The following is a 23324-nucleotide window of genomic DNA, read 5'->3' on the forward strand; positions in this document are numbered from 1 at the left end:
GTTGAAGATTCAAACATGCAAATTATGCTATTTTTGGGGTAAAGCCCTATTTCCCCAAATAAAATGATACCGGCATAAACCGTTCCAACTTATCCCATTCCAGCGTTGTAATATCGGTCTGTTTTTTCAATGCATCAAAGGCCGTGTTCAGCGCCTGCATTTCCGGGATGGCGCTCATGGCGTGATCGCTTGCTATCAGCTTGCCAAGCGGTGTTTTACAAAGCAGTTTGAGCAGCAGATACCCCCTGCGGCTGCCGGAACGAAACCACCCATCTTCGCTCTCAAGGGCAACAGGGATACCCAGGGCATTTAGAACCGCGTAGCCTTCACTCATCGCATCGAGTAGTTGGTGCAAAAGGGTTCCATCCGCCTTTTTCAGATTTCCGCCCGTTGCATAGCAGGCATAACCGATTGGCAAAATAATGGCGAGATGGCTCTTCAGCCAGCCATCAATCTTTTCGATAAAGTCCAGTTTACAGGGAACTCCTTTAAAAGCTTTTCGTATAGCCTTATATGCCGTAGTATCACCGCTAATACTTCCAAGGGTTATTTTCGCTCCGAAATGCAGGCTCACGACCGTACCGTTTTCGCGCCGTCCTGCGGCCGCCAGAAATCCGAACAGGATGTTTTTAGGCGTACCGCCTGACAGCACAGTATATGTTTCTGCAGCAGTAGGGTTATTGCCAATAAGGACTACAATGTTGCTTTGATTTTCTGCGAGCATAGGGAGGATTGCGGAGAGGTGAATGTACTGCATTACCACAAAAATGATATCATAAATGTCTTCCGGTGGAAGTGTTTCGATTGTTTTGATTTTTTCTATTGTTATTTTTCTCTGAATATAGTGGCGGATGACAAGGCCCTGTTCGTCGATCCCACGTTTACGCATTCCCCGTGCAAGCAGGGTAACATCGTTGTTACCCCGAAGAAGCAAATGGGCAAGCAGACTTCCCAATACACCGGCGCCGTATACCAATAGCCTCATTTTTTTACTTCACCCCCTATTTTATGTTAGCCTAAACTTACATCAATAATTTACCGTAAGTTATATACCGTTGTCCAGTACTTTACAAAAGTTTCCGGTTCGTATATGTTAGTTTAACATAATATAGTTATATAGATATAACTATATAGAATCCAAGGAGGAATGATCATGAATAATTGGTGGAAGTACGGCCTGGTCTTTGTGGGCGGAGCGGTAGTCGGAGCGCTGGTATACAAAAACAGCAAGGAAATTCGGAATTTGTGTACCAAGGCCGTGGGCGGTATTATGGATTTGAAGGATAAGGCCATGGAAACCGCGGAAATCATGAAAGAAGGCGCCGAGGATCTTCTTGCCGAAGCGGAGGCCCAGCGCAAGGCGGCCGGAACCGAAGGGGCCAAGGCATAAGCGGTGCAAGTTGCGCTTGTACATTCCCTCCCCGGACGGGTCCGGTTTCGTGCCAACCCGGATACGCTAAAGCTTTGTTCCAGCAGCGGATTGGCTGGTATTAGCCGGAATATCGCGGATATCCCCGGGGTACGGAGCGTCGCCTTTAACCCCAGGACGGGGAGCATACTGCTGTATTACGATTCTGCCCTGCTTGATAAGGCGGGAATTTTTGGGATTTTGCTGCACATTGACATGGTTTCCTTAATCCCGGTAGCGGCGCCTGCGGAAAAAAAAGAAAGTCCCGGCTGGTCCTATATAGGCTATCAACTTTTCCGCTTCCTCCGTCCTCCGGCGCTCAAGCCCCTCTTTACGATTGTGGGCGCCCTGTCCTTCATTTTTATGGGACTGCGTTCCCTGTATAAATTGAAAATGGATATCCCCCTTCTTGACGGATCGGTAATTTTACTTTCACTGCTGTGGAAGGACTATAAGACCGCATCAACCTTGATGATGCTTCTTAAAACCGGTCAGTACCTTGAAGATTGGGCCAGGGCGCGTTCCCGGGAAAACCTTGCCATAGGAATTTCCCTGAATGTGGGCTTGGTATGGATACGTCATGACGGCCGGGACGAGCAGATTCCCTACTCCCTGCTTGAAAAGGGCGACCTGGTGGTGCTCCGGGCGGGGTCCCTAATCCCCGTGGACGGGAGGGTTGTCGAAGGCAGCGCCATGGTAAATGAAAGTTCCATGACCGGCGAGCCCCTAGCCTCTTCCCGGACCATAGGCGCCACGGTTCACGCCGGAACGGTTATTGAGGAAGGGGAACTGGTGGTCGAACTTGTTCGAAAAGGGGAAGATACCCGCTTCCAAAAAATTGTACAGCTTATAGAGGAATCGGAGGCAGTCAAGGCTAAAATAGAAAGCAAGGTCAATGAGCTTGCAAATAAAGCGGTACCCTTTAGCTTTATTGCCGCCGCATTTGCCGCACTCCTCAAGGGCAATCTTAAAAAAGCTCAGACCATACTTTCTATAGATTATTCCTGCGCCATTAAACTTTCTACACCCTTAGTATTTCTTTCCGCCATGCGTGAAGGTCTGCAGAATGGCGTGTTTTTTAAGGGCAGCGCCCCCATGGAGGCCTTTGCCGGGGTGGACACCATTGTGTTTGACAAAACCGGAACCCTCACCAAAGCTGCTCCCGTCCTTCTGCGGATCATTCCCTATAACGGTTACGAAAGCGCAGATGTTCTGCGGATCGCCGCATGCCTGGAGGAACATTTTCCCCACCCGATGGCAAAGGCTGTGGTAAAGCGTGCATTGGAAGAAGGGGTGGAGCATCGGGAAAAGCACAGCACGGTTAAGTACATCGCCGCCCATGGTATAGCCACCGAATATGAGGGAAAGCATACGGTAATCGGCTCCCGGCATTTTATCAGCGACGATGAGGGAATTGATATTTCCATCGCCTCAGACGATGAAGCCGCCGCCATCGCTGAAGGGAGATCCGTTCTGTACCTTGCCCGGGAAGGTAAAATGGCAGGGCTTCTGGTTATCGACGATCCCCTGCGGGAGGAAGCGGCGGAAGTTATCGCCATGCTGCGGAAACTTGGGATCAAACGGATCTATCTTCTCTCCGGGGACAATAAGCGGACCACCGAAAGGATAGCCAGGGATCTAGGGGTGAATGGTTTTCGCGGAGAACTCCTGCCCAATGAAAAAACAGATTTGGTCAGGGCGCTTAAGGAAAAGGGCTGCTCCGTGGCGGTGGTGGGGGACGGTATGAACGACTCTCCGGCCATGTCCGCCTCTGATGTGGGCATAGCCATGAAGGATGGGGCTGATCTGGCGCAGAGCGTGGCGGACATTACCCTCAAGGACCCTTCCCTCTATCCCCTGGTCATTGCACGGATCATGTCGGAACGGGCTATGAAGCGGATACATGACAATACCGTGGCTGCCATCAGCATTAACAGCGCCCTCATCCTCATGAGTTTTTTCGGTAATTTTACTACCGCCAGTTCCGTATGGCTCCACAACCTCACCACCCTGGCGGTCAGTTTGAACAGCATGCGTCCCCTGGTTAAGGAATAAAAATGATTGTAAGTTACAGTCCTGGCCGCATACGTCTGCGGTTTAAAGAACTGCGGGATCCCAAAATTGCTGAACTGGCTTCTAAGCGCATAGAGAACACTCCGGGAATTACCCGGGTGGAGATTAAGCCCCTCACCGGCAGTCTTCTCATCGAATTTGACATAGCAGTACTACCTCCTGCGGAACTTATGGTACTGGGTAAACAGGAACTGGAAAAACTGGGTATTCACCTGGAACTGCCGGATCAATTCAAGCTCTAAACGAAAGTTTCGTTTATGTGGGGGAAAATTCCCCCACAATTTTTAACCGGGCCCGGTCAAAATGGGCAAAAGTCCGTACCGCTTTCTCCGGGCGGTGATATACTTTCCAGTAGCCCCGGCAGTCATAGGGACTCGGTTTTCCCGCACAGAAGGCGATGACATCTTCCGGGGGATACCCCAGGAAGATTCCGACTTCGTGGGGGAAAATGGCCGGGTTGGAAAACCGATTTTCTAAATGTTCCAAACAGGAATCCAACCCAGATCCTATGGGATATGAAAGGGATCCCAGGTATCGCCCGGACGGGCTGTGCAGCACCCTCCGCAGTAAGCGCCGCCGGTACAGCAGTACCAGGGCGCCTGCGGAATTTTCCCTCAGAAACACTGCCGAGATGTCCAGCGCCCGGAGGATTTCTTCCCCCCAGGTATCCCAAGCCCTATCCAGCCCGTTTCGGGGCAGACGTACCAGAGACGCCGGCTTAATACCCCCGATTGTAGGTCCGGCGGCCCAGCGTATAAATACCTCCAGCCGGTTCCTTTCTCCCCGGAACCGGAGCATAAGCCGGTATATGTTTGCCAGCATACGCTTATTCATGAACTGTTCCTGAACCGCCTCGCCGGAAATACCAGTATATTGTTCCATCGGCTCCAAATCCGCCGGCCCCAAATCTGCGCTCACCCGGCCAGCCTTTTGCCCAGTTCATGGCATTTGGCAAGCTCCGCTTCCTCCGGTTCAAGGTGCGCAATAATTCCTTCACCCTCAAGTTTTGCCCCCAGACCCTTCATCCGTTCAACCCAGTTTCGCATCCACTGACCGTCCCCCCAGTCATAGGAACCGAACAGTCCCAGCGGTTTATCCTTAATACGATCGGAACTTAGGGACGCAATAAAGGGTTCCATATCCCCTTCCTCAATAACCTCATCCCCCATGGCGGGAGACCCGAAGGCCAGAGCATCCGCCGACTGTACCATATCCGCCGAGGCTGCATCCGGCGTCTTGAGGATAGCCTCGCCGCCCCCTTCGGTAACCCCCTTGGCCACCGCTTTTGCCATAGTCTCGGTATTACCGCTGCTGCTCCAGTATACGATTACAACCTTTTTCATCTGAAACTCCTTATAGTTATATTATACTAACAATATTATATGAAACTAACATATACGACTGGAAAACATCTGTCAAGGTATTTTTTACAAAAAATTAAGAAAAATTGTCGATTTCTGGCGGAGGGGGAATTAAAGCTATGGACATTTATCCCGGTACGTTAAAAAAAGGGCTTGACGCTTTCGGCGTTTTTCGATACATTGAACAAACATTTATCGCCATACGGGCGGTTTTTGTATTCTTGGGCCGCTAGCTCAGCTGGTAGAGCAGCAGACTCTTAATCTGCGGGTCCTGAGTTCGATCCTCGGGCGGCTCATTTGTTACGCGGGAATAGCTCAGTGGTAGAGCGCGACCTTGCCAAGGTCGATGTCGCGGGTCCGACTCCCGTTTCCCGCTCAAGGTTTTTTGGGTGGTACAGGCGGGAGGCGGACCGTGAATACCTTCCTATCGACAAGCGGAGCGTAGCGACGCATGGAGCGGGTCTGACTCCCGTTTCTCGCTCTAATTAAAACAGCTCGTATCCGGATCGTCGGATACCCCCTTAATTGACACCCTCCCCTGTTTCCGGTAAATTCTACAATAATTGGTTGTTTTAACCACTGCGAGGGTGGTGAAATTGGTAGACACGCCAGACTTAGGATCTGGTGCCATTGGCATGAGGGTTCGAGTCCCTTCCCTCGCACGAAGTAAGAGGGATGGGATTCAAACGTAAAGCTGAGACAGGATGTCGAAGCTTAGAGGCCGAGTCCCAGGGGAACTACTATGATCAAATTGGCCCGGCCGGTGGTTCCCCGGGAAGCTTCGCGGGGTCAATACACCACCCCTGGAAAATGATCCCGCCCTTGTTTCCGGAGTCCTGGGAAACGGGTTTTCCTACCGTATCTTGCGGAACAATTACCCTGAAAACCGCATTTTCCTCGGGCTGGTGGTAAAGGCCGGCTCGGTTCTGGAGGCCGATAACGAACGGGGTATAGCCCACCTGGTTGAACATATGGCCTTTAACGGGTCAAACCATTTTTCCGAAAATGAACTTATCAGCTATTTTGAATCCCTGGGTATGGGGTTCGGTCTGGAAGTAAACGCCTATACCTGGTTTGACGAAACGGTGTATATGCTTGAAATACCTGCAGAAATTAACCGTACGCTACTTTAACCGGGATAATTATGTGACAGGATACCTGACTCCCGGAGAATAGTTGTCGGCCAACCATTTAGTACATTTTGTCTTAGACGCGGTAAATAGGTATGGGTTATTTATCCATCAAAATGTCCGCAAGGCCAAAAGAATAAAATGGGGCATCGAAGATATGTATCTTTTTATGCTTTTTGCTGATTGAGCCGTCAATGATGCCCTCTGCGCAGGCGATCAGATCGGGCAGCACCTGGGGATCGAGCGGATCCTTGTCACAATGCCCGCCATACATGGCTTCGAAAGCGCCATCCCGTCTCATCGCCGCGATTTGTTTTGCCTTTCCTAAAAATATACGGGCCGCATCCACGGGGGATGGTGCATCTATCCAAAGCAGAAAAATGGGATTTAAAGCGTCACCGGAAAATAAAAGATGGTTTTTTCTGTCCAGGAAAACTATTGAACCGGCGGTATGGCCGGGTACTTCCAGTGTTTCAATTATTCTGTCTCCAAGATCAAAGGTATGTCCACCGCAGATAGGAATCATTTTAGGCAGAGGGCCGTCAACAATATCGGAAAGGGAAAATCCCGGTCTATCACCCGCCCCGTACCGTTCAAGTATTTTGGCTGCGTAATCCTGCTTGTTCTCCAGGGTGGGATTAACCATTGCAATATCATCAGGGTGAATAAAAAGCTGGGGAAACTGTATGCACCCCCCGGTATGGTCATTATGCCCGTGGGTCGCCGCCACATCGTAGGGTTTACCGGTCAGTTTCTCCACCAGGGCGCGTAAATCGGCAACCCCGGTACCAGTATCAATCAGCAGGGATCGTTCTGTGCCTTCCAGCAAATACTGGGTATCCAGACCAAATTCATCAATAAGCCAGGTATGGCTGGTGATTTTATGCACACCATGATTTGTATTGACCAAAGCAGTATCTCCATGTACTATGTTATAAACATACTATATCATTGTTTCGATGATTATGTAAAGAAGCGAAACCGGTGTTTTATATTATCATCTCACTATTCATATTTTCGGTAGTTCTTTTGATAATGGAATATCAAAACCGATATTGTTGGCTTTTTGTCATTATGGTCATGGGAATGGCAATCGCGTTCTTTTCCATCTCCCTCCATCTTACCAAGTTCGGAAATTATTATTATAGCTTTAGCCCCATATTCAAGCTTGATTATTCAATTTTTTCTTACGTGGGAACAAGCTTTAAGCTGCCCCTCGCCACCATTGCACGGCTCATGAATATCGGTATTGCCCTGTATCTCCTGGCGGTTCCCCTTTTTGTCTATGAATTTACCAACACCAATGAACATAATAGTAAAAGAATTACATTCTTGCTTGCCATGGTGATTTATAATTTGCTCTTCTACGATCCTATAACTGCTTATTTTGCATATATCAGTTTTAACAGCATTTCTGTATCGCCTTTTTTCTCAAAATGTATTTACATTCTGCACCAATTCAACCGGATCTGGCTATTGGTATACCTCTTTTATCCTGTTTATATTTTATCCAAATATGTAATTACGAATACAATACCCTTTATCCGGCGGCAGCTCGTTCTGCTGGCAATTTGCCTTGGGATTATGAATCTTTTATTTTACAGCGTATTTTTCCTTGGTCCCTTAATGATGTCTCCGGAAAAGGCATTCGCCACAGGATTCTGGATATTTGAGAATATCCAGGTATTCTACCGGTATTACCTTATCATTCCCCTACTGACCGTATTTGTTCTGCTGTTTACCCTATTATTACTGCTCAATTACCGCCTCGGAAGCCTTATCACTGTTTTCACGGACAGAAAAATACAACGAAATATAAATCGCATGAATGAATTTTTAAGTGATACCCTGCATTCCCAAAAGAACCTGCTTTTCAGCATCAATATCCTGGCAAAGGAATCATTTACGGACACCTATAATGAAGCGGCAGGGAAAATCGTGGAATTGACCGAATCCTCACTGGTGCAAACTTCGCAAATGCTTGAAACCCTGCGGAGTATCCGCTATCAATTCAAAAAAAACAACCTGCTTGAGGCAATAAATGAGGCGTTGGACAAAAGCGCTCCATATATTAAACAACAGGGAATAAAAATCCTTTTTAAAAAGGAGGTTTACGATCAGGATCTTTTAGTTTTTCGTTTTGACTACTTTCATATTGTGCGTGTACTGGTTAATCTTTTTGACAATGCGGCGGAAGCCATTGCGGGTACAAACCGGGAATCCGGGTTTATACGTATAGATATTGCCGCCCTGTTTCAATGGGTATTTATCATTATTGAGGATAATGGCATGGGTATCAAAAAAACAGCCTTAAAAAGCCTGTTTAAGCCTTTTAGCAGCACTAAATCGGGTAAATTAAACTGGGGGCTCGGGCTCTCGTACGCCTACAAAATTATCAAGGCCCACTGGGGGCAGTTACGGGTTGAAAGCACATACGGCGGGGGAACCATTATACAAATCATGCTTCCCAGATCAAAGAAGTAAGGGGGAAACTATGCCTATTCGTATTATCATCGCAGAAGATTCTTCGGAAATCCGTAATTATTTCAACAAAATAATCCAAAGCGAAGCGGATATGGAAGTTGCCGCCTTGGCGGCAAGCGGTGCGGAAGCGGTAGAAAAGGCCCTGCTCATAAAGCCCGACATCATACTGATGGACATACAAATGGAAAGCAGGACCGATGGTATCGAAGCAATCGCTAAAATACACGGAAAAGAACCGGCTATAAAAGCAATTGTCCTGACCATTCACAGCCGGGACGATCTTTTGTACCAGGCGTATGCTGCGGGGGCGATGGATTATATCATCAAAACAAACGATGTTGCTGATGTGTTAACTTCCATCCGCGCGGTTGCTTCAAACAGCCTGATGCTGCGGCCGGAAATCGCCAACAAAATAATGAGCGAAGCGCGGCGTATCCAGGAAACACAGGATCAAATGAAGGAAATCCTGCGGGTGATGATGAAAATCACCAATACGGAATTTGAAATTATTAAACTTGCCTACGATGGATATTCATATAAGGATATAGCCACCCAGCGCCTGGTGGAAGAAACCACCATCCGTTCGGAAATTTACTGGATTCTGAAAAAATTCAACAAAAACAAAATGAAAGATGTAATTAAATCACTAAAAGAGATTAATTTCTTTGAAACCTTTAACTTGAATTAACCGGGTTCCTATCCTTTAACTGCGCCTTCGGTTAAGCCGTCAATGAAGAACCGGTTTAGAAATAAATATACAACTAACATAGGAATAATAGAAATACTAATCCCTGCAAGGGCGATATCCCAGGAAGAAGCGGCAATCCCGGTTGTCTTTAAATTGACAACTCCTACTACAAGAGGCATTCGAGCAGGTTTGGAAATAGTAAAAACATAGGGTAAAAGATAATCACTCCAGGCATCCCGAAAAGAGATAAGCCCGATAGTTGCGATCAAGGGCTTGGTAATAGGAAAAATGATGGATGAAAATATTCGCGCAAAACTACAACCGTCTATACGCGCCGCCTCATCGAGCTCCTTGGGAATTTGATTAATAAAACTTGTGGCAAGAAACGCCTGCGTAGCGTTCATGCCAAACACATGAATTACGATAACCCCCCAAAGGGTACCGTTTAATTTCAGCATTTTCGCAAGCCCCAGCTGGGGGTATAAACTCATAGCGCCGATAGATATAAAAAGGGAGGCCAGCACCATACCGTACACAATTTTACTGAATTTGGTAGTTCCCCGGGAAAATATATAACCTTCCACCGTGGCAGTTGCAATCGACCCCAGGACGATAAAGAGACTCATATAAAGACTGTTATAAGTGTACCGTGAAAAATTGGCCAGTTTCCAGGCCTTTGAATAATTTTCAAAATGCCAAACCTTCGGCAAAAGCCCCACGCCGCCCACCATAATTTCCGAATTGGTTTTAAAGGAATCGAGGACAATATACAAAATGGGAAAGAGGCATATAAATGTCATCAGGATGAGAAATACATAAATACAAATTCTGGCAGGCCGTATGCTGATTTTCATCTGTTTTTTCTCCATCCTAAACATCCTTCATTTTTTGTGAGTTTTTAAGATATATGACCGTTAAAATCCCCAAAATTACCGCAGTAATTATTGACAATGCGGAGCCATACCCATAGGACATTCTGGCGCTATTACTGCCGTATCCGAAGAAAAATTTAAAAATATAGGTCATCACTGCTTCGGTCTGGCCTCCGGGCTGCCCGTTGGTCATAACCAGCAGTAAATCGGTTATTTTCATAGTACCGAGCAGGCTGAGTAATATAATAACTTGCATTACCGGGGCCAACAACGGAATAGTTATATAGAAAAACTGTTTTAGGCCGGAAGCGCCGTCGAGCATGGAGCATTCATAAAGTTCTTTGGGAATATTCTGAAGCCCCATAAGAAAATATATCATGTTAAGGCCGAAAGTTGACCAGATTGAAACCACCAACACTACGTTTAACGACATAAAGCGGGTGCCGAACCAGTTAATATTTTCTTTTATTAATCCCAGAAATGACAAAAAAGCATTTACCATACCGTTATAGGCGCTGAACAAGATCGTAAAAACAAGGCCGATAACCGCAACGCTAAATACGGTAGGTAGAAAAAATACAACACGGAAAAAAGAACTGCCCTTTACTTTTTTATTCACAAAAAAAGCCAATGCCAGGGCAAGTGGTAACTCAATAACCAGTTTCATCACGGCAAGGTAAAATGTATTGATCAGGGCTAACCAAAATTTATTGTCCCTGGTAAGAGCCCGGATGAAATTTTCAAATCCAATATAGATGGGAGCCCCGTAGCCGCCGTAATCATACAATGCCCACCGGAGCACCCATAATATCGGATAGACCACAAACATAAGAAAACCAATAAACATAGGGAGCAGCATGAGGATTTCCTGGGTTTTACCAACCGCATCATAATTCCGCTTTCGTAAAATTTTAGCCATCCTCATGCCTCCGCTGTGTTATTTATTGATTTTGAAAGCTGCTTCTACGCTTGGGTCAATAAAGTCCGCCCGCTTGATAATACCCCGGCTTACTGCCTGTGCAAAGGCGGCGTCATAGCGCCGGTCAAGATCGGCAAGAGCTGCGGCAGGTTCCGCCTGCAGAAGGCAAAGCTTGGAAAACACCGTGTAGTAATCATCGCCTTCGACAGAGAACATCTCATCAGGAATGGTTCCTTTTAAGACCGTATTGGCGCCGATTTCCGCAAAAGCGTTCCACTGCCGCCTGACCGGAGGCTTTGCGGATTGAGAAATTTTGGGATTAATCGGGATGTCCTTACCTGAGGTATACAATTCTTCACGCAGAGACTGGGAACAAATCACCTTATACACTTCCGCAACTTCATTGAGAATGCCCCGATCTTTTGCCTGTTGGCTTACCGCATACAGCGCGCCAATAACCGCCTGTCCTTTATACGCATTGTTAAGATCCTGTACCGGTACGGGTGATTCCTCCCACTGGGCTTTCACCGGGAACTGATCGTAAAAAACGCCTACATTGAATGAACCGGAACCCATGATCATACCAATATTTCCCTCGGCAAACTGAGCGCGGAGCGCATCATCACTCAGGGTTTCCGCACCAGGGAACATGGCGCCGGCCTTGACAAGGCGTTGAATCATTTGAAAGAAAGGCGTGAGCCTGCTGAACACATATTTGCCATTGGTAAAATCCCATTGGAAACTACCGATAGAAGGGGTAGCGCTGACCATGATGTAGAATTCTCTGAAGTAATCCCACTGTACCGGCAGCGCGAAACCGTACACCTTCCCCGGATCAAGTTTGCTTATGGCAATCGCGGCGCGTTCAAATTCATCCCAGGTTTTAGGAGGAGCGTTAAACCCGGCCCGGCGCAGTAAATCGGTATTAGTAATCTGGCCGAAACACTGCTGATTAAGGGGAATTGCATAGGGAACACCGCCAAAAGTGGAAAGATTTTCCTTAAAATACGGGGTGTATTCATCTATAACACTCTTGAAATTCGGCAATTCGGTCACTGGAATGATCTTCTTATTGGCAATTAATGACGGAATACGGTCATTTGCCTTGAAGAGTTCGGGAATCTCATCGGCCTGGGACGCTATGTCCAGAACTTGGGCATAATCTCCGCCGTATACCGTATATTCAATACGGATATTTTTTTGCGCACCCTCGCCTGCATTCCACGCATCAATGGCCTTTACATACTCATCCTTATTGTGGGCATCATTTGACCAGACCCGGACAACCGTTGGCCCTTTACTTGCCTGGCTGCCTCCGTTTGCAAATAGACCGCTTCCTGCCAAAAGGGCAAGACCTAGAACTGAAAAAAGAATTTTCATCCTTTTCATCACTTTTCCTCCAATTAAATTGATTAAGATGAGTCATGGTAAGTCCGGTTATGGGATTCCACAATATGAAATTTCTTAAACATTATTATATAAATCCCCCGGTTGTATCATCTAAAAATCCTCCATACTTGACTCTAATTTGCCGAATATATTAGACTACAGTCCTATACCATGCGGGAATAGCTCAGTGGTAGAGCGCGACCTTGCCAAGGTCGATGTCGCGGGTCCGACTCCCGTTTCCCGCTCGAAGGTTTTTTTTGCGGTACAGGCGGGAGTCGGGCCGTAAATCCATTCCTATCGACAAACGGACCGAAGGGACGTATGGAGCGGGTCCGACTCCCGTTTCCCGCTCAATTTCAGAAAAAAATGCCTTTTTTACAAAAAAATGGTATATTTATCATAAGAAGAGGAATAAAGTGGCTATATCCAAGGAAATTACCCGGCTTGAACATTCCAGTGTAAAATTGACCGTTACGGTCGGCAAGGACGATGTCCGCACCCAGTACGATGAGCTTCTGTCCGGTTACAGCAAGAACCTGCAGATTCCGGGGTTTCGTAAGGGTAAGGCGCCCAGGGAGGTTCTGGAACGGAAAATCGGTTCCGCTATTAAAGAAGAAGCCCTGGGCCGTATTATCGAAAAATCGATTACCGACATTTTTGAAGATGAAAGCTTCCCCAAGGGTGATAAACCCCTCCCCTATTCCACCCCCCAGGTCGGGGAGGAACCGGTCTTTAGCCTCGATTCGGACCTGAATTTCTCTGTAACCTACGATGTGCTGCCCGCGGTAAAGGTGGAAACCTGGAAGGGCCTTACGGTGGAGGCCCCCGACGCCGGCGTTACCGACGAAGATATAGGCCGGGAACTGGAGACCATCCGGGACCGGAACGCCATAGTCCAGGACAAGGACGATGGCGCTGCGGCCCTGAAGGATGATGTGGTTACCGTGGATTACCAGGAACTTTCCGAAACCGGAGAGCCGGTGGACGCAACCAAACGGGAAGATTTCGTTTTTACCCTCGGTTCGGGGTATAACCTGTACAAGTTTGACGATGAAGTTACCGGAATGAAGAAAGGGGAAACCAAGGATATCGTAAAGACCTATCCTGAAGATTTTACCGATAAGGACCTGGCGGGGAAAACTATAAAACTTCGCATTACCCTGACGGCCCTGAAAAAGAAGATACTCCCCGCCCTGGACGACGATCTTGCCCAGGATGTGGATGAAAAATTCAAAACCCTGGATGATCTCAAGGCCAATATTACGGAACGGCTTACCAAGAACCTTGATAAGCGGCTGCGGGATATTACCCTGAACAATCTTCTGGAAAAGATTATGGAAAGTGTTCCGGTGGAGATTCCCGAATCCATGGTCCGTATAGAGCTTGATTCCCGGTGGCGGAACCTGGCCCGGCGCTTTAATACCACCCCGGAGGATCTCCTTAAAATCATGGGCGCTTCGGGAAAGACACCGGAGGAAATCACCGCCGAGTGGCGGCCCGATGTGCTTAAGGCTCTCCATAGTCGGCTCATTGTTGAATCTTTGATGGAAGAGCTTGGCCTTGAGGCGACCGACGATGATGTGGAGAAGGAATTTGAAAACCTGGCAGTCGAAACCGTCTCACCGGTGGAGGATATAAAGAAATACTACGAACAGGACAATATGCGGGCATATTTGAAAGAAGATATCAAAGAACGTAAGCTTTTTGACGTTATGCTTGCCGAAAATACTATAAAGAAGGGCAAGAAGGAAAAGTACCTGGATCTTGTAAGTAATAATGGGTGATAAAAAACATGAATGAATATATGAATAACCTGGTCCCCGTGGTGGTTGAACAAACCGGTATGGGGGAACGTTCCTACGATATCTATTCCCGGCTTCTCAAAGACCGGATTGTGTTTCTGGACGGGGAAATCAACGACCTCACCGCAGACTTGGTGGTAGCCCAGATGCTCTTCCTGGACGGCCAGGATACGGCGAAGGACATCAACCTGTACATCAATTCCCCGGGCGGTTCCGTAACCGCCGGTTTGGCTATCTACGATACCATGCAGTACCTCAAGGCGGATGTACAAACCATTTGCCTGGGCCAGGCCGCCAGCATGGCCGCCCTGATACTCACCGCGGGCGCCGCGGGGAAGCGCTTCGTGCTGCCCTCTGCCCGTGTGCTGATGCACCAGCCCTGGGGAGGCGCCCAGGGACAGGCCCGGGATATTGGTATCCAGGCCCAGGAAATTATCAGGCTTAAAAAACTCACCATAGAATATTTTGCGAAACATACCGGGAAGGATCAGGGGCAGATTGCCCTTGATATGGAACGGGATTTCTACATGCCCGCCCTGGACGCCGTAGCCTACGGCGTGGTGGATCGGGTCTTAACGAGGGAAAAAAATGGCGCGACTTCGTAACGGTTCCGGAGGCTATGAACGGTCTTGCTCTTTTTGCGGTAAGAGCGCCGATATGGCCCGGCGTCTCATCGCCGGCCCCAACGATGTATTTATCTGCGATGAATGTGTGGAGGTGTGCCGGAAGATCCTCACCGACGAGGACCACGAGCTTTCTACCCAGTTTACCGGGGATATCCCCACTCCTAAGGAAATCAAGGCCTACCTGGATCTTTTTGTCATAGGCCAGGAAGCAACCAAGCGCGCCCTTTCCGTGGCGGTCTACAATCATTACAAACGTATAGCCAACCCCTCCAAAGAGCCGGATGATGTGGAGATTGAAAAGTCCAATGTACTGCTCATCGGCCCCACGGGGACCGGGAAAACCCTGTTAGCCAAAACCCTGGCGAAAAAACTCAAGGTTCCCTTTGCCATCGTGGACGCCACCACCCTTACCGAGGCGGGCTATGTGGGTGAGGATGTGGAGAATATCCTCCTCAAGCTTATCCAGAACGCCGGTGGTAACATTGCCGCCGCCGAACGGGGCATCGTTTACATCGACGAAATCGACAAGATCGCCCGGAAGGGCGAGAATATTTCTATCACCAGGGATGTGTCCGGGGAGGGTGTCCAGCAGGCGCTGCTCAAGATCATCGAAGGGACTATCGCTTCGGTGCCTCCCCAGGGCGGGCGGAAGCATCCCAACCAGGAGATGATCCGCATCGATACTACGGATATTCTCTTTATCTGCGGTGGGGCCTTTGTGGGGCTTGATAAGTACATCGAACAGCGGGTGGTTCAGCATCCCATGGGCTTTGGCGCGGATGTTAAGGACCGGACAGACCGGAACCTCAAGGAACTGTACGACGCCCTCCACCCGGATGACCTTATCCGTTTCGGCATGATCCCCGAGTTTATCGGCCGGCTGCCCATCACCGTGAGCCTCGAAGAGCTTAAGCGGGAAGACCTGCGGCGTATCATCACCGAGCCGCGTAACGCCATTGTCAAACAGTTCCAGGCTTCCATGGCCATTGATGAAGTAAAGCTTGAGTTTACCGAAGGCGCCATTGACGCCATAGCGGATACGGCGATCAAACAGAAAACCGGCGCCCGGGGTCTGCGGGCCATTGTGGAACGGCTCATGACGGACGTTATGTTCGAACTGCCGTCCATGGAGGGGAGCAAACGGGTAGTGATCACCCAGGATGTGGTTGAAAAATCCGAACCCCCGGAAATCCATCCTGTCCAGAAATCTGCATGAGGAATTCATGAAATTCCTTTCACCCATGAAAGGAAAAAACACCCTTGAAGATTTTCCCCTGCTCCCCCTGCGGGAGCTGGTTTTATTTCCCCATACGGTTATCCCAATTTTTATTACCTACAAGTCCGGGATCACCGCCCTGGAAGACGCCCTGAAACGGGACAGCCGCCTTTTTGCAGCCTGTCTCAAGGAAAGCCCTTCCCCGGCGGCAGTCAAAGCCAAGGAAACGGCGAAGGGAAAAGCAAAGTCCAAGGATACGGCCGGCGGGGCGCCTTCGAATTATCCCCTGGGCTTTGACGGGGAAACCTATGCAGCCGGTACGGTAGTAAAGGTGCTGCAACATATGAAGCTCCCCGACAATACCTTCCGGGTGGTTCTCCAGGGGGAATACCGGGGTATCATCGCCGCAACCCAAAAGAAGGGCAGTTTCTCCACGGTTTCCATAGAACCCATGGTATCCCCTGAAACCCAGGAAAGTGACGATTCCCAGGCCCAGGCTCTGATACGGGCGGTGCAGCGTTCCTTTGCCCAGTATGCGGAATATTCCAAGAAGATCAGCACCGAAACTATTTTGTCCGTGGAAAAGTCGGAAAGCCCGGAACGGGTGGGTAACCTTATTTGTAATGCCCTTGGGATTAAACCGGACAGAAAAGTTGCGCTCCTGCAAATCCCGGGCACCGAAGAGCGGATGGAAGCTATTCTGGAAGCCCTGGAGACGGAAAATGAGATCTTCGGCATCCAGAAAAATATCAGCGGCAAAGTAAAAAGCCGGATGGAGAAGAGCCAGCGGGAATACTATCTCTACGAACAGCTTAAGGAGATAAACAAGGAACTGGGGAAGGATGGGGTAGATGATGAATTTGCCGAACTGGATCGGATCATCCTGGAAAGAAATCCCAGTGAAGAGGTTCTCCTTAAAGCCCGGAAGGAAATAAAACGGCTGCAAAAGCTCCAACCCTTTTCTCCGGAGGCGGGGGTGCTCCGCGGCTATCTTGAATGGATAGGGGATCTCCCCTGGAGCGAATCCACCCCCGATTCGGGGGACCTTAAGGAAGCGGAACGGATACTAAACGAAGATCATTTTAACATGAAAAAAGCCAAGGAACGGATCCTGGAATTTATCGCCGTCCGTCAGCTTGGTTTACAGGGTGAAGAAAATACGCGTATTAAAGGTCCCATACTCTGTTTTGTGGGGCCCCCGGGGACGGGAAAAACCAGCCTGGGTAAGTCCGTAGCCCGGGCCCTGGGGCGTAACTTTGTCCGGGTATCCCTGGGCGGCGTCCGTGACGAGGCGGAGATCCGCGGCCACCGGAAGACCTATGTGGGCGCCCTGCCGGGGAAGATCATCCAGTCCCTGCGGAAGGCGGCTTCGGTAAATCCGGTCTTCCTGCTGGACGAAATAGATAAACTCTCCAGCGACTTCCGGGGAGACCCCGCATCGGCCCTGCTTGAGGTGCTGGACCCGGAGCAGAATTCCACCTTTACGGATCATTACATGGAGCTGCCCTATGACCTTTCCAAGGTGCTCTTCATCGCCACCGCCAATTCACTGCATACCATCCCCTACCCTTTGCTGGATCGTATGGAGATCATTGAAATCCCGGGGTATGGGGAAATGGAAAAACTGGCCATAGCTAAACAGTTTCTGGTTCCCAAAGAGTTAGCCGAAAATAGTTTTTCTGAGGCGAAGATACAGTTTAAGGATGACGCCCTGTTGGAAATTATCCGGCACTGGACCATGGAGTCCGGGGTACGGAGCCTGGAGCGGGAGATAGCCCGGTGTATACGCCGTATTGCCCGTTATGCCGTGGAGAAGGGCTACGGAGCTTCCGGGGACAAGCCCCTGAATACCTTTACGAGAACCGTGCGCCGGGCGGATTTAGAAAAACTGCTCGGCCGGCGGAAATACAAAAACGATGTGGTCTTTAAGGAAGCCCGGGTCGGAGTTTCCTACGGTCTCGCCTGGACCGAAACCGGGGGCGCCATGCTGCCCGTGGAGACCAGCAGTTTTGAGGGAAGCGGAGATCTGATCATCACCGGTAACCTGGGGGATGTGATGAAGGAGAGCGCCCGGATCGCCCTATCCTACCTTCGGAGCGTCCAGGACCGCTACGATTTCAAACTTACCGATATAGGCAAGACCGATTTTCATGTCCATGTTCCCGAGGGGGCCATCCCCAAGGACGGCCCCTCCGCGGGGATCACCCTGGCAGCATCACTGCTCTCCACTCTCTGCGGTATTGCCCCCAAGCCTGCCATCGCCATGACCGGGGAACTAACCCTCACAGGACGGGTGCTGCCCATCGGAGGACTTAAGGAAAAGCTTCTGGCGGCGATTCGCAACGGTATGGAACGGGTCATTCTTCCGGCGGATAACCGGGAAGACTGGGACGAACTGGACAAGGATATTCACGCATCCATAGCGGTAGAATTTGTGGAGACCGCAGAGGAAGCGTTTGGAATACTGTTTGAAAAGGGAATTCAGAAACCCGCCGAGACCCCCCCCGCTGCCGAATAAGCAGCCGGCTAGCCTTTCAGTTTCACGATAAAAGTACCTATCTTGTATGGATCCAAACTGCAGCTAAGCTCCCGGTTCTTGAAAACGGCGGTGCCCTGTTTTTCTTCCAACAGATTAGACGCATAGGCCTCTTCAATAGATGCGCCAAAGAGAAGACGCGCCGTTTCCCGCGTATCACCGTAATTTATAAGCCGCACACAGATAAAACCCTCCTGTTTTGCGGGGCGGAGAATAGACAGGGTAATATTATTGCTCTCCAGCTTAAATGCAGGGGTGGAACTTTTAAGGCCCCTGTCGGCGGGTATACGGGTGGAATAGCACCATGGGGTGTTTATATAACTATTCCGCAGCTTAATAATAGTTCCGTTACTGTCCCCTGAATTCAGAGGCAGCAGGGCGAAATTAAAATGTAATATGCCGGAAAGTTGACCGTCACTTTCACCGTTAGTAAAAACGGTATTGCCGAATGAACGGAACAGGGTTATTTCCAGGGCGCCTTCTTCGTCGGTATGAGCCGCACACTCATGCATACCTCCCTTTGAAATAAAGGCTAAACCCCCGCCGGTTTTTGCGTCCCGGCGCATCACCAGATTGCTAAAACCATGTTCGCCCCGGTCATATTCTTTCCAAGTGTTGGTTTCCCGATGAACGCCGGCTCTGCGTGAAACAATGGCAAAAGCTTGGTCTGTTTCATATTCCGGCGTATTTAACCCTGTGGCGAAAGCCACGGTCATTTTATGATCTAAAATAGTATTATCGATAGTAGTTTCCACTTCTATCCACCGGGAAGTTCTTGTGAAGTATATTTTTGAGCGTATTGAAACTTCCTTTGTTTCACCGCTGCGTTTGGTTTTCAATTCACTCTTTTCCAGATTAGAAGGTAAGCGTATGTATTTTGTTATAGTAAAGACACAAAGCTCACTGCCATCCAGGGTCAACTCCACCGTAACCGCACAGCCTTGATCCAGGGTGACCGGATTACCCACCGGAGGCCGGTGAAACCAGCCATCACCGGTTTCACCATAATTTCGGAAGCTCAGCAGATTGGTGTACACCCTTCCGGTATGTTTGTCTTTCAGGGTTAGGGTTCCCTGTTCGTTTATAGTAAGAAGCATATGATCGTTTTCTGCGGAACGGGGGCTTGAGAGCAGGGTTCCTGCGTTACGTACCGGAGTTTTGTTGGGACATATTTTTAGCTCCGTACAGGCCATGGCGGGAATATTTACCGGAAGAGCAACGTAATACCGGTCACGTTTTTTCCGGTAAAATTGCTGAGGGCGGGTAACAAAACGGCCAAATTCTACATCCAGAAGCTGATAGGGGATCCCTGTTCCTGAGGCATCCTGAATAGTGAACATATTGTAGGGTTCATAGTCTAGAAAAGAATTGCGGGCAGAATATTCAATTGGAAAATCAATACAGGCCCGGATAACCCCGGAAAAATCCTCCGGTTCGGTATTGAACAGGGTCAGTTTTAAATAGTCACTCTCCCCGCCTGTATCCACAAGATCGGTAACAGCTGCGGTGGTAAAATCAATAATTTCACGGCAGATGGTTTCTGCCTGCCGGTAACGATTCAAAACATCGTATGCAACCGCGTCGATGGAACAGCCGCAGATTGAATCGTGGGCCTGGCTTTCCGCTATCAGTTTTCCGGCTACGGAAAAAAAGTTAGCCAGAACCGTTTTTCCCGCAAGGCCGGCAAGTACCGCCATGGGCGCCGCCGACCGCTCCATCAGGGTCTGGCATTGGTCGTTCCATAATTTAATATCATATCTGCTGGACAGGGTGTTGGGAATAAGTTTATTATGTTCCGCCAGTTCCCGTGCGGTTTCTTGCAATTCACCCGCGTGCACGGACATTTCTTTGGCGTATTGCATAAGCTCCGGTAAAAGCTGATCCGGCGATCCGAATTCCACGGGGCAGTCAAATTTTTCAGCAAGTTCTCTGGCCAGAAGGAGCGATTCTTCATGAATTGTTTCGTGATCCATGCCATCCATCAAAATTACGTAGGGTACCGGAGAGCGGGCCAATTCTTTTTCCACATATTCTATTGCCCGGGAGACCATGTCCTCCGTATTGGTATTTTTACCCGATTGGTAGGGCGCGATTACATCATAATGGAAAGTGCCGTATCCGTATTCTTCCGGCACCTTAAAGGTGATGCACCGGCTGCCGTCCGGTGACTGCCATATAAAGTGGGCGCCGCAGTTGTAGTTGTTTGTGCCCCGTCCCAGCAGAGCCCCCTCTATACCGAAGCTGTTCAGGATTTGAGGAAGCTGGGCTATATGGCCAAATATATCACATACATACCCATACTTCATGGGTTCCGCACCAAATTCGCGGGCCAGGGAAAAACCAAACTGCAAATTGTTCACCAGGCTTTCACCGGAGCAGAGGATTTCGTCCGGCATGGTATACCAGGGACCCACCTTTAGCCTTCCATCGGCAATCAATTTTTCCAACCTGCGGCGGTTTTCCGGCTTGATTTCCAAGTAGTCTTCCAGCAGGATAGTTTGTCCGTCAAGAACAAACACGGAAAAATCAGGTTCCTGTTCCAAGATTGTAATAACCTTATCCAATGTAGGTATCAGGTGAAAGCGAAAGGACTGGAAAGATAGATACCATTCCCTGTCCCAGTGGGTACTGGCAAGGTAGAGTATTTTTTTAGGCTGCATCATAATTGGTTTTTCCTTCGTTACCATTCTAATATATCATTCCCGGGCTGCTTCTACCATGGCCTCAATATTTTCCATGGAGACATTGGGCAAGAGGGACTCATGACTTGGGGAGACTATGTAATTCGGTCCAAAGAGATCCCGTAATTGCCGCACCCTATCCCGTACCTGCTGGGGAGTACCAAAAGGCAGGAGCTGTTGGGTATCCACGCCTCCCATGAAAATGATCCGCCCATTAAAGTTTTTTGACAGATATTCGGCGTCCATATTTTTTGCCAACGCCTGAATAGGGTGTAGCACCTCCACACCGGCGTCAATAAGCCGGGGAATAACCCGGTAAATTGAACCGCAGGAATGAAGAACCACCTTATACCCATACCGGTGCGCCTGTTCCGTAAATTTTACAAAACCGGGCATCACAAACCGGTCAAAACTTTCCGGGGAAATCAAAAGATCCCGCTGGCTGCCAAAATCGTTCCCAAAAAACATGGCATCTATTTTATTTCCTGCCTGCTTAAACAGCATCTCGTTAATTTCCAGATAGAAATCTACCACATGGTTTGTTACCGCATCAACTACCTCCGGATCGGTATGCATCTTCATAAAATAACTTTCCATACCGAAAAAATCACAGACATTATGAAAGAACCCGGCCCAGGCGCCGGACAGTACCGCCTGGCCTGCGGCGATCGTTTTGTCTATTTCCTCCAGGGTTTCCGTAAAATCCACATCCTTTACATTTGGCCAATGAAAGGCTTCCACTTCCGCCACGCTTTCGGTTTCCGCAAATACCCCATTTTGGCTTAAACTGGTCCGCTCAGCACCGTCCAATACATCCCACATGGGCATATCGGGATTTTTCCAATAATTACATTTATCCGGCAGTACCCATCGACATATCGATCCCAGCTTGAGCCCAAGATCAATGTCATTCTTTACATCGAAATGGGTATATATTTTTTTGATACTTGCAGGATTGGGGTCTCCGTGCCAGAATCCACTATGTTTACTTTTATGCTGAATAATTTCGTAAAAATGCTCTTTGCCTGTCATGTCATCTCCCTTCGTATATTACTATTCAGTCCAGGCCTGCAACAGCGCTTCCAGATTTTCAAGGGGAACATCGCTGTGCATAGTACTTAACCAGATAAGACCGCCGCCGTTTACAAAGCAATTCTGCCTTAATTGATGTACCGCCTTACGTACATCATCAGGTTTTCCAAAGGGCAGCACATCCTGCCTGCTCAATTCTCCCCAAAAGGTAATTTTCCCGGCATATTTTTTAGCCACCTTTTCTACGCCCATACATGAAATCTGAGAATTAACCGCATCAACGCCAAGATCAATAAAATCATCATATATATCAAAAATATACCCATCACTGTGAAAAAAAACTTTTTTGCTTTTATTCTTTATCTTTATTATTAATTCTCTATACAGGGGTTTGAAAATCCCGCGGAAGTCATTGGGTGAAACAAGGGGAGCTATTTGAGAACCCCAATCATCCCCAAATGCGACCGCATCAATATCACATTCAAGCCATTTCTCGATATAAACCTGAAAAAATTCGGTAACAATAGCCGCAAGTTTCTCTACATTACCTTCCTTTAGCGCGATATCACAGAAAAGATTTTCAGTTCCCCGCAGAAATTGCATCCTTTCAAAAATACTTATCCAACCTCCGATTATAAATTTTCCCTTCCGCCGTTCCTCCGCAAGCCGTTTGTCAATGCCGTCTTTTTCTGTACCCCACCATAATTTGAAAAAATCAACCGGCGCTTTATAATCATTCAGTCTATCATCATCCTTAAGGATATACTCTTTTACTTCTCCAATAATGCCCTTTTGCCGCATGGTCCAAACACAACCCCAGGGATCGGTATAAGAACCGGGTACATAATATTCCGGAGTAAAACCATGATCAAAAGGCCCGGAAGTTCCGCCGATGTCAAAGTTGTACCGTTCAAGTAATGCATCAAGTTTGTCGCCATATTTTATATTTGCCGCCGGTAAAATCCATAAATCCAGCGGTATCTTATCCGGATTTTTAAATTCCAGGGTTTTTAAAACGCGTTCCTTACCGGTCATAGGTTGTCTCCTTTATCAATGTCTTCCGCCCTGAAGGATCCACAGTCTAAGAGCCGGCCCGGATGGAACATG

20 protein-coding genes and 4 tRNA genes are annotated in these 23324 nt (G+C 48.5%); 14 read left to right on the top strand and 10 right to left on the bottom strand.

Features of this window, described 5'->3' with window-relative positions; all coding sequences use genetic code 11:
* Positions 1-46 precede the first annotated feature (46 nt).
* Entirely contained in the window at positions 47-985 is a 939-nt protein-coding gene (locus tag TPRIMZ1_RS0110195) for a ketopantoate reductase family protein (RefSeq protein ID WP_010258634.1), read from the bottom strand.
* Between the two features lie 168 nt (positions 986-1153).
* On the opposite strand from TPRIMZ1_RS0110195, the gene TPRIMZ1_RS0110200 reads away from it, so the two are divergent.
* The 3 genes from TPRIMZ1_RS0110200 to TPRIMZ1_RS0110210 are packed head-to-tail and all read left to right on the top strand — an operon-like array spanning position 1154 to position 3723.
* Complete coding sequence (locus tag TPRIMZ1_RS0110200) at positions 1154-1390, top strand: hypothetical protein (RefSeq protein ID WP_010258637.1); 237 nt, start codon at positions 1154-1156, stop codon at positions 1388-1390.
* Between the two features lie 3 nt (positions 1391-1393).
* Positions 1394-3463, top strand: coding sequence for a heavy metal translocating P-type ATPase (locus tag TPRIMZ1_RS0110205; protein WP_010258639.1), 2070 nt, complete (start codon positions 1394-1396; stop codon positions 3461-3463).
* Between the two features lie 2 nt (positions 3464-3465).
* Positions 3466-3723: an HMA2 domain-containing protein gene (locus TPRIMZ1_RS0110210; RefSeq protein WP_010258642.1), complete on the top strand. Its 258-nt coding sequence runs from the start codon at positions 3466-3468 to the stop codon at positions 3721-3723.
* A 13-nt stretch (positions 3724-3736) separates the two neighbouring features.
* Here the strand turns inward: TPRIMZ1_RS0110210 and TPRIMZ1_RS0110215 are convergent, their stop codons facing one another.
* Positions 3737-4363 carry a DUF3793 family protein gene (locus TPRIMZ1_RS0110215; protein ID WP_157784216.1) on the bottom strand — a complete coding sequence of 209 codons (627 nt, stop codon included), beginning with the start codon at positions 4361-4363 and terminating at the stop codon, positions 3737-3739.
* A gap of 32 nt (positions 4364-4395) precedes the next feature.
* A complete protein-coding gene (locus tag TPRIMZ1_RS0110220; protein WP_010258650.1) occupies positions 4396-4824 on the bottom strand; it encodes a flavodoxin in 429 nt (142 codons plus the stop codon).
* 241 nt (positions 4825-5065) lie between these two features.
* Between TPRIMZ1_RS0110220 and TPRIMZ1_RS0110230 the strand changes: the two genes are divergently transcribed.
* The 4 genes from TPRIMZ1_RS0110230 (at position 5066) to TPRIMZ1_RS0110245 (ending at position 5975) form a co-directional block, all read left to right on the top strand.
* A tRNA-Lys gene (locus TPRIMZ1_RS0110230) sits at positions 5066-5138 on the top strand.
* Between the two features lie 8 nt (positions 5139-5146).
* Positions 5147-5218: transfer RNA gene (locus tag TPRIMZ1_RS0110235), tRNA-Gly, on the top strand.
* 205 nt (positions 5219-5423) lie between these two features.
* Positions 5424-5504, top strand: a tRNA-Leu gene (locus TPRIMZ1_RS0110240).
* 201 nt (positions 5505-5705) lie between these two features.
* Positions 5706-5975 (top strand): insulinase family protein, encoded by a 270-nt coding sequence (locus tag TPRIMZ1_RS0110245; RefSeq protein ID WP_010258654.1) that lies wholly within the window; start codon positions 5706-5708, stop codon positions 5973-5975.
* A gap of 97 nt (positions 5976-6072) precedes the next feature.
* Here the strand turns inward: TPRIMZ1_RS0110245 and TPRIMZ1_RS18800 are convergent, their stop codons facing one another.
* Positions 6073-6882 (bottom strand): MBL fold metallo-hydrolase, encoded by an 810-nt coding sequence (locus tag TPRIMZ1_RS18800; protein WP_010258658.1) that lies wholly within the window; start codon positions 6880-6882, stop codon positions 6073-6075.
* A gap of 176 nt (positions 6883-7058) precedes the next feature.
* Between TPRIMZ1_RS18800 and TPRIMZ1_RS0110255 the strand changes: the two genes are divergently transcribed.
* Complete coding sequence (locus TPRIMZ1_RS0110255) at positions 7059-8456, top strand: sensor histidine kinase (RefSeq protein WP_157784218.1); 1398 nt, start codon at positions 7059-7061, stop codon at positions 8454-8456.
* Between the two features lie 10 nt (positions 8457-8466).
* Entirely contained in the window at positions 8467-9144 is a 678-nt protein-coding gene (locus tag TPRIMZ1_RS0110260; RefSeq protein WP_010258664.1) for a response regulator transcription factor, read from the top strand.
* An 8-nt stretch (positions 9145-9152) separates the two neighbouring features.
* Here the strand turns inward: TPRIMZ1_RS0110260 and TPRIMZ1_RS0110265 are convergent, their stop codons facing one another.
* The 3 genes from TPRIMZ1_RS0110265 to TPRIMZ1_RS0110275 are packed head-to-tail and all read right to left on the bottom strand — an operon-like array spanning position 9153 to position 12324.
* On the bottom strand, positions 9153-10013 hold the full coding sequence (locus tag TPRIMZ1_RS0110265; protein ID WP_010258667.1) for a carbohydrate ABC transporter permease: 861 nt from the start codon (positions 10011-10013) through the stop codon (positions 9153-9155).
* 1 nt (position 10014) lies between these two features.
* Positions 10015-10935, bottom strand: coding sequence for a carbohydrate ABC transporter permease (locus TPRIMZ1_RS0110270; protein ID WP_010258670.1), 921 nt, complete (start codon positions 10933-10935; stop codon positions 10015-10017).
* Between the two features lie 18 nt (positions 10936-10953).
* A complete protein-coding gene (locus tag TPRIMZ1_RS0110275) occupies positions 10954-12324 on the bottom strand; it encodes an ABC transporter substrate-binding protein (RefSeq protein ID WP_010258673.1) in 1371 nt (456 codons plus the stop codon).
* A gap of 173 nt (positions 12325-12497) precedes the next feature.
* Here TPRIMZ1_RS0110275 and TPRIMZ1_RS0110280 point away from each other — a divergent pair.
* The 5 genes from TPRIMZ1_RS0110280 to lon all read left to right on the top strand — a co-directional run bounded on the left by TPRIMZ1_RS0110280 (position 12498) and on the right by lon (position 18486).
* Positions 12498-12569: transfer RNA gene (locus tag TPRIMZ1_RS0110280), tRNA-Gly, on the top strand.
* 171 nt (positions 12570-12740) lie between these two features.
* Positions 12741-14108, top strand: a complete 1368-nt coding sequence (gene tig / locus TPRIMZ1_RS0110285; protein WP_026043659.1) for a trigger factor — start codon at positions 12741-12743, stop codon at positions 14106-14108.
* 8 nt (positions 14109-14116) lie between these two features.
* Complete coding sequence (locus tag TPRIMZ1_RS0110290; RefSeq protein ID WP_010258679.1) at positions 14117-14731, top strand: ATP-dependent Clp protease proteolytic subunit; 615 nt, start codon at positions 14117-14119, stop codon at positions 14729-14731.
* Entirely contained in the window at positions 14715-15968 is a 1254-nt protein-coding gene (gene clpX / locus TPRIMZ1_RS0110295; RefSeq protein ID WP_026043660.1) for an ATP-dependent Clp protease ATP-binding subunit ClpX, read from the top strand. The genes TPRIMZ1_RS0110290 and clpX overlap by 17 nt, the downstream gene beginning before the upstream one ends.
* Before the next feature lie 7 nt (positions 15969-15975).
* Positions 15976-18486, top strand: a complete 2511-nt coding sequence (lon, locus tag TPRIMZ1_RS0110300) for an endopeptidase La (RefSeq protein WP_051004309.1) — start codon at positions 15976-15978, stop codon at positions 18484-18486.
* Between the two features lie 8 nt (positions 18487-18494).
* Here the strand turns inward: lon and TPRIMZ1_RS0110305 are convergent, their stop codons facing one another.
* Genes TPRIMZ1_RS0110305 through TPRIMZ1_RS0110315 form a run of 3 tightly spaced genes read right to left on the bottom strand, consistent with a single transcriptional unit; the run spans position 18495 to position 23252 of the window.
* Positions 18495-21167: a glycosyl hydrolase-related protein gene (locus TPRIMZ1_RS0110305; RefSeq protein ID WP_010258690.1), complete on the bottom strand. Its 2673-nt coding sequence runs from the start codon at positions 21165-21167 to the stop codon at positions 18495-18497.
* A 33-nt stretch (positions 21168-21200) separates the two neighbouring features.
* Positions 21201-22217, bottom strand: a complete 1017-nt coding sequence (locus TPRIMZ1_RS0110310) for a uroporphyrinogen decarboxylase family protein (RefSeq protein ID WP_010258693.1) — start codon at positions 22215-22217, stop codon at positions 21201-21203.
* A 21-nt stretch (positions 22218-22238) separates the two neighbouring features.
* The gene (locus TPRIMZ1_RS0110315) at positions 22239-23252 is read right to left on the bottom strand and encodes a uroporphyrinogen decarboxylase family protein (protein ID WP_010258696.1); all 1014 of its coding nucleotides are present in this window, start codon (positions 23250-23252) and stop codon (positions 22239-22241) included.
* Positions 23253-23324 lie beyond the last annotated feature (72 nt).

The sequence above is a fragment of the Treponema primitia ZAS-1 genome (assembly GCF_000297095.1).
GTDB lineage: Bacteria > Spirochaetota > Spirochaetia > Treponematales > Breznakiellaceae > Termitinema > Termitinema primitia_A.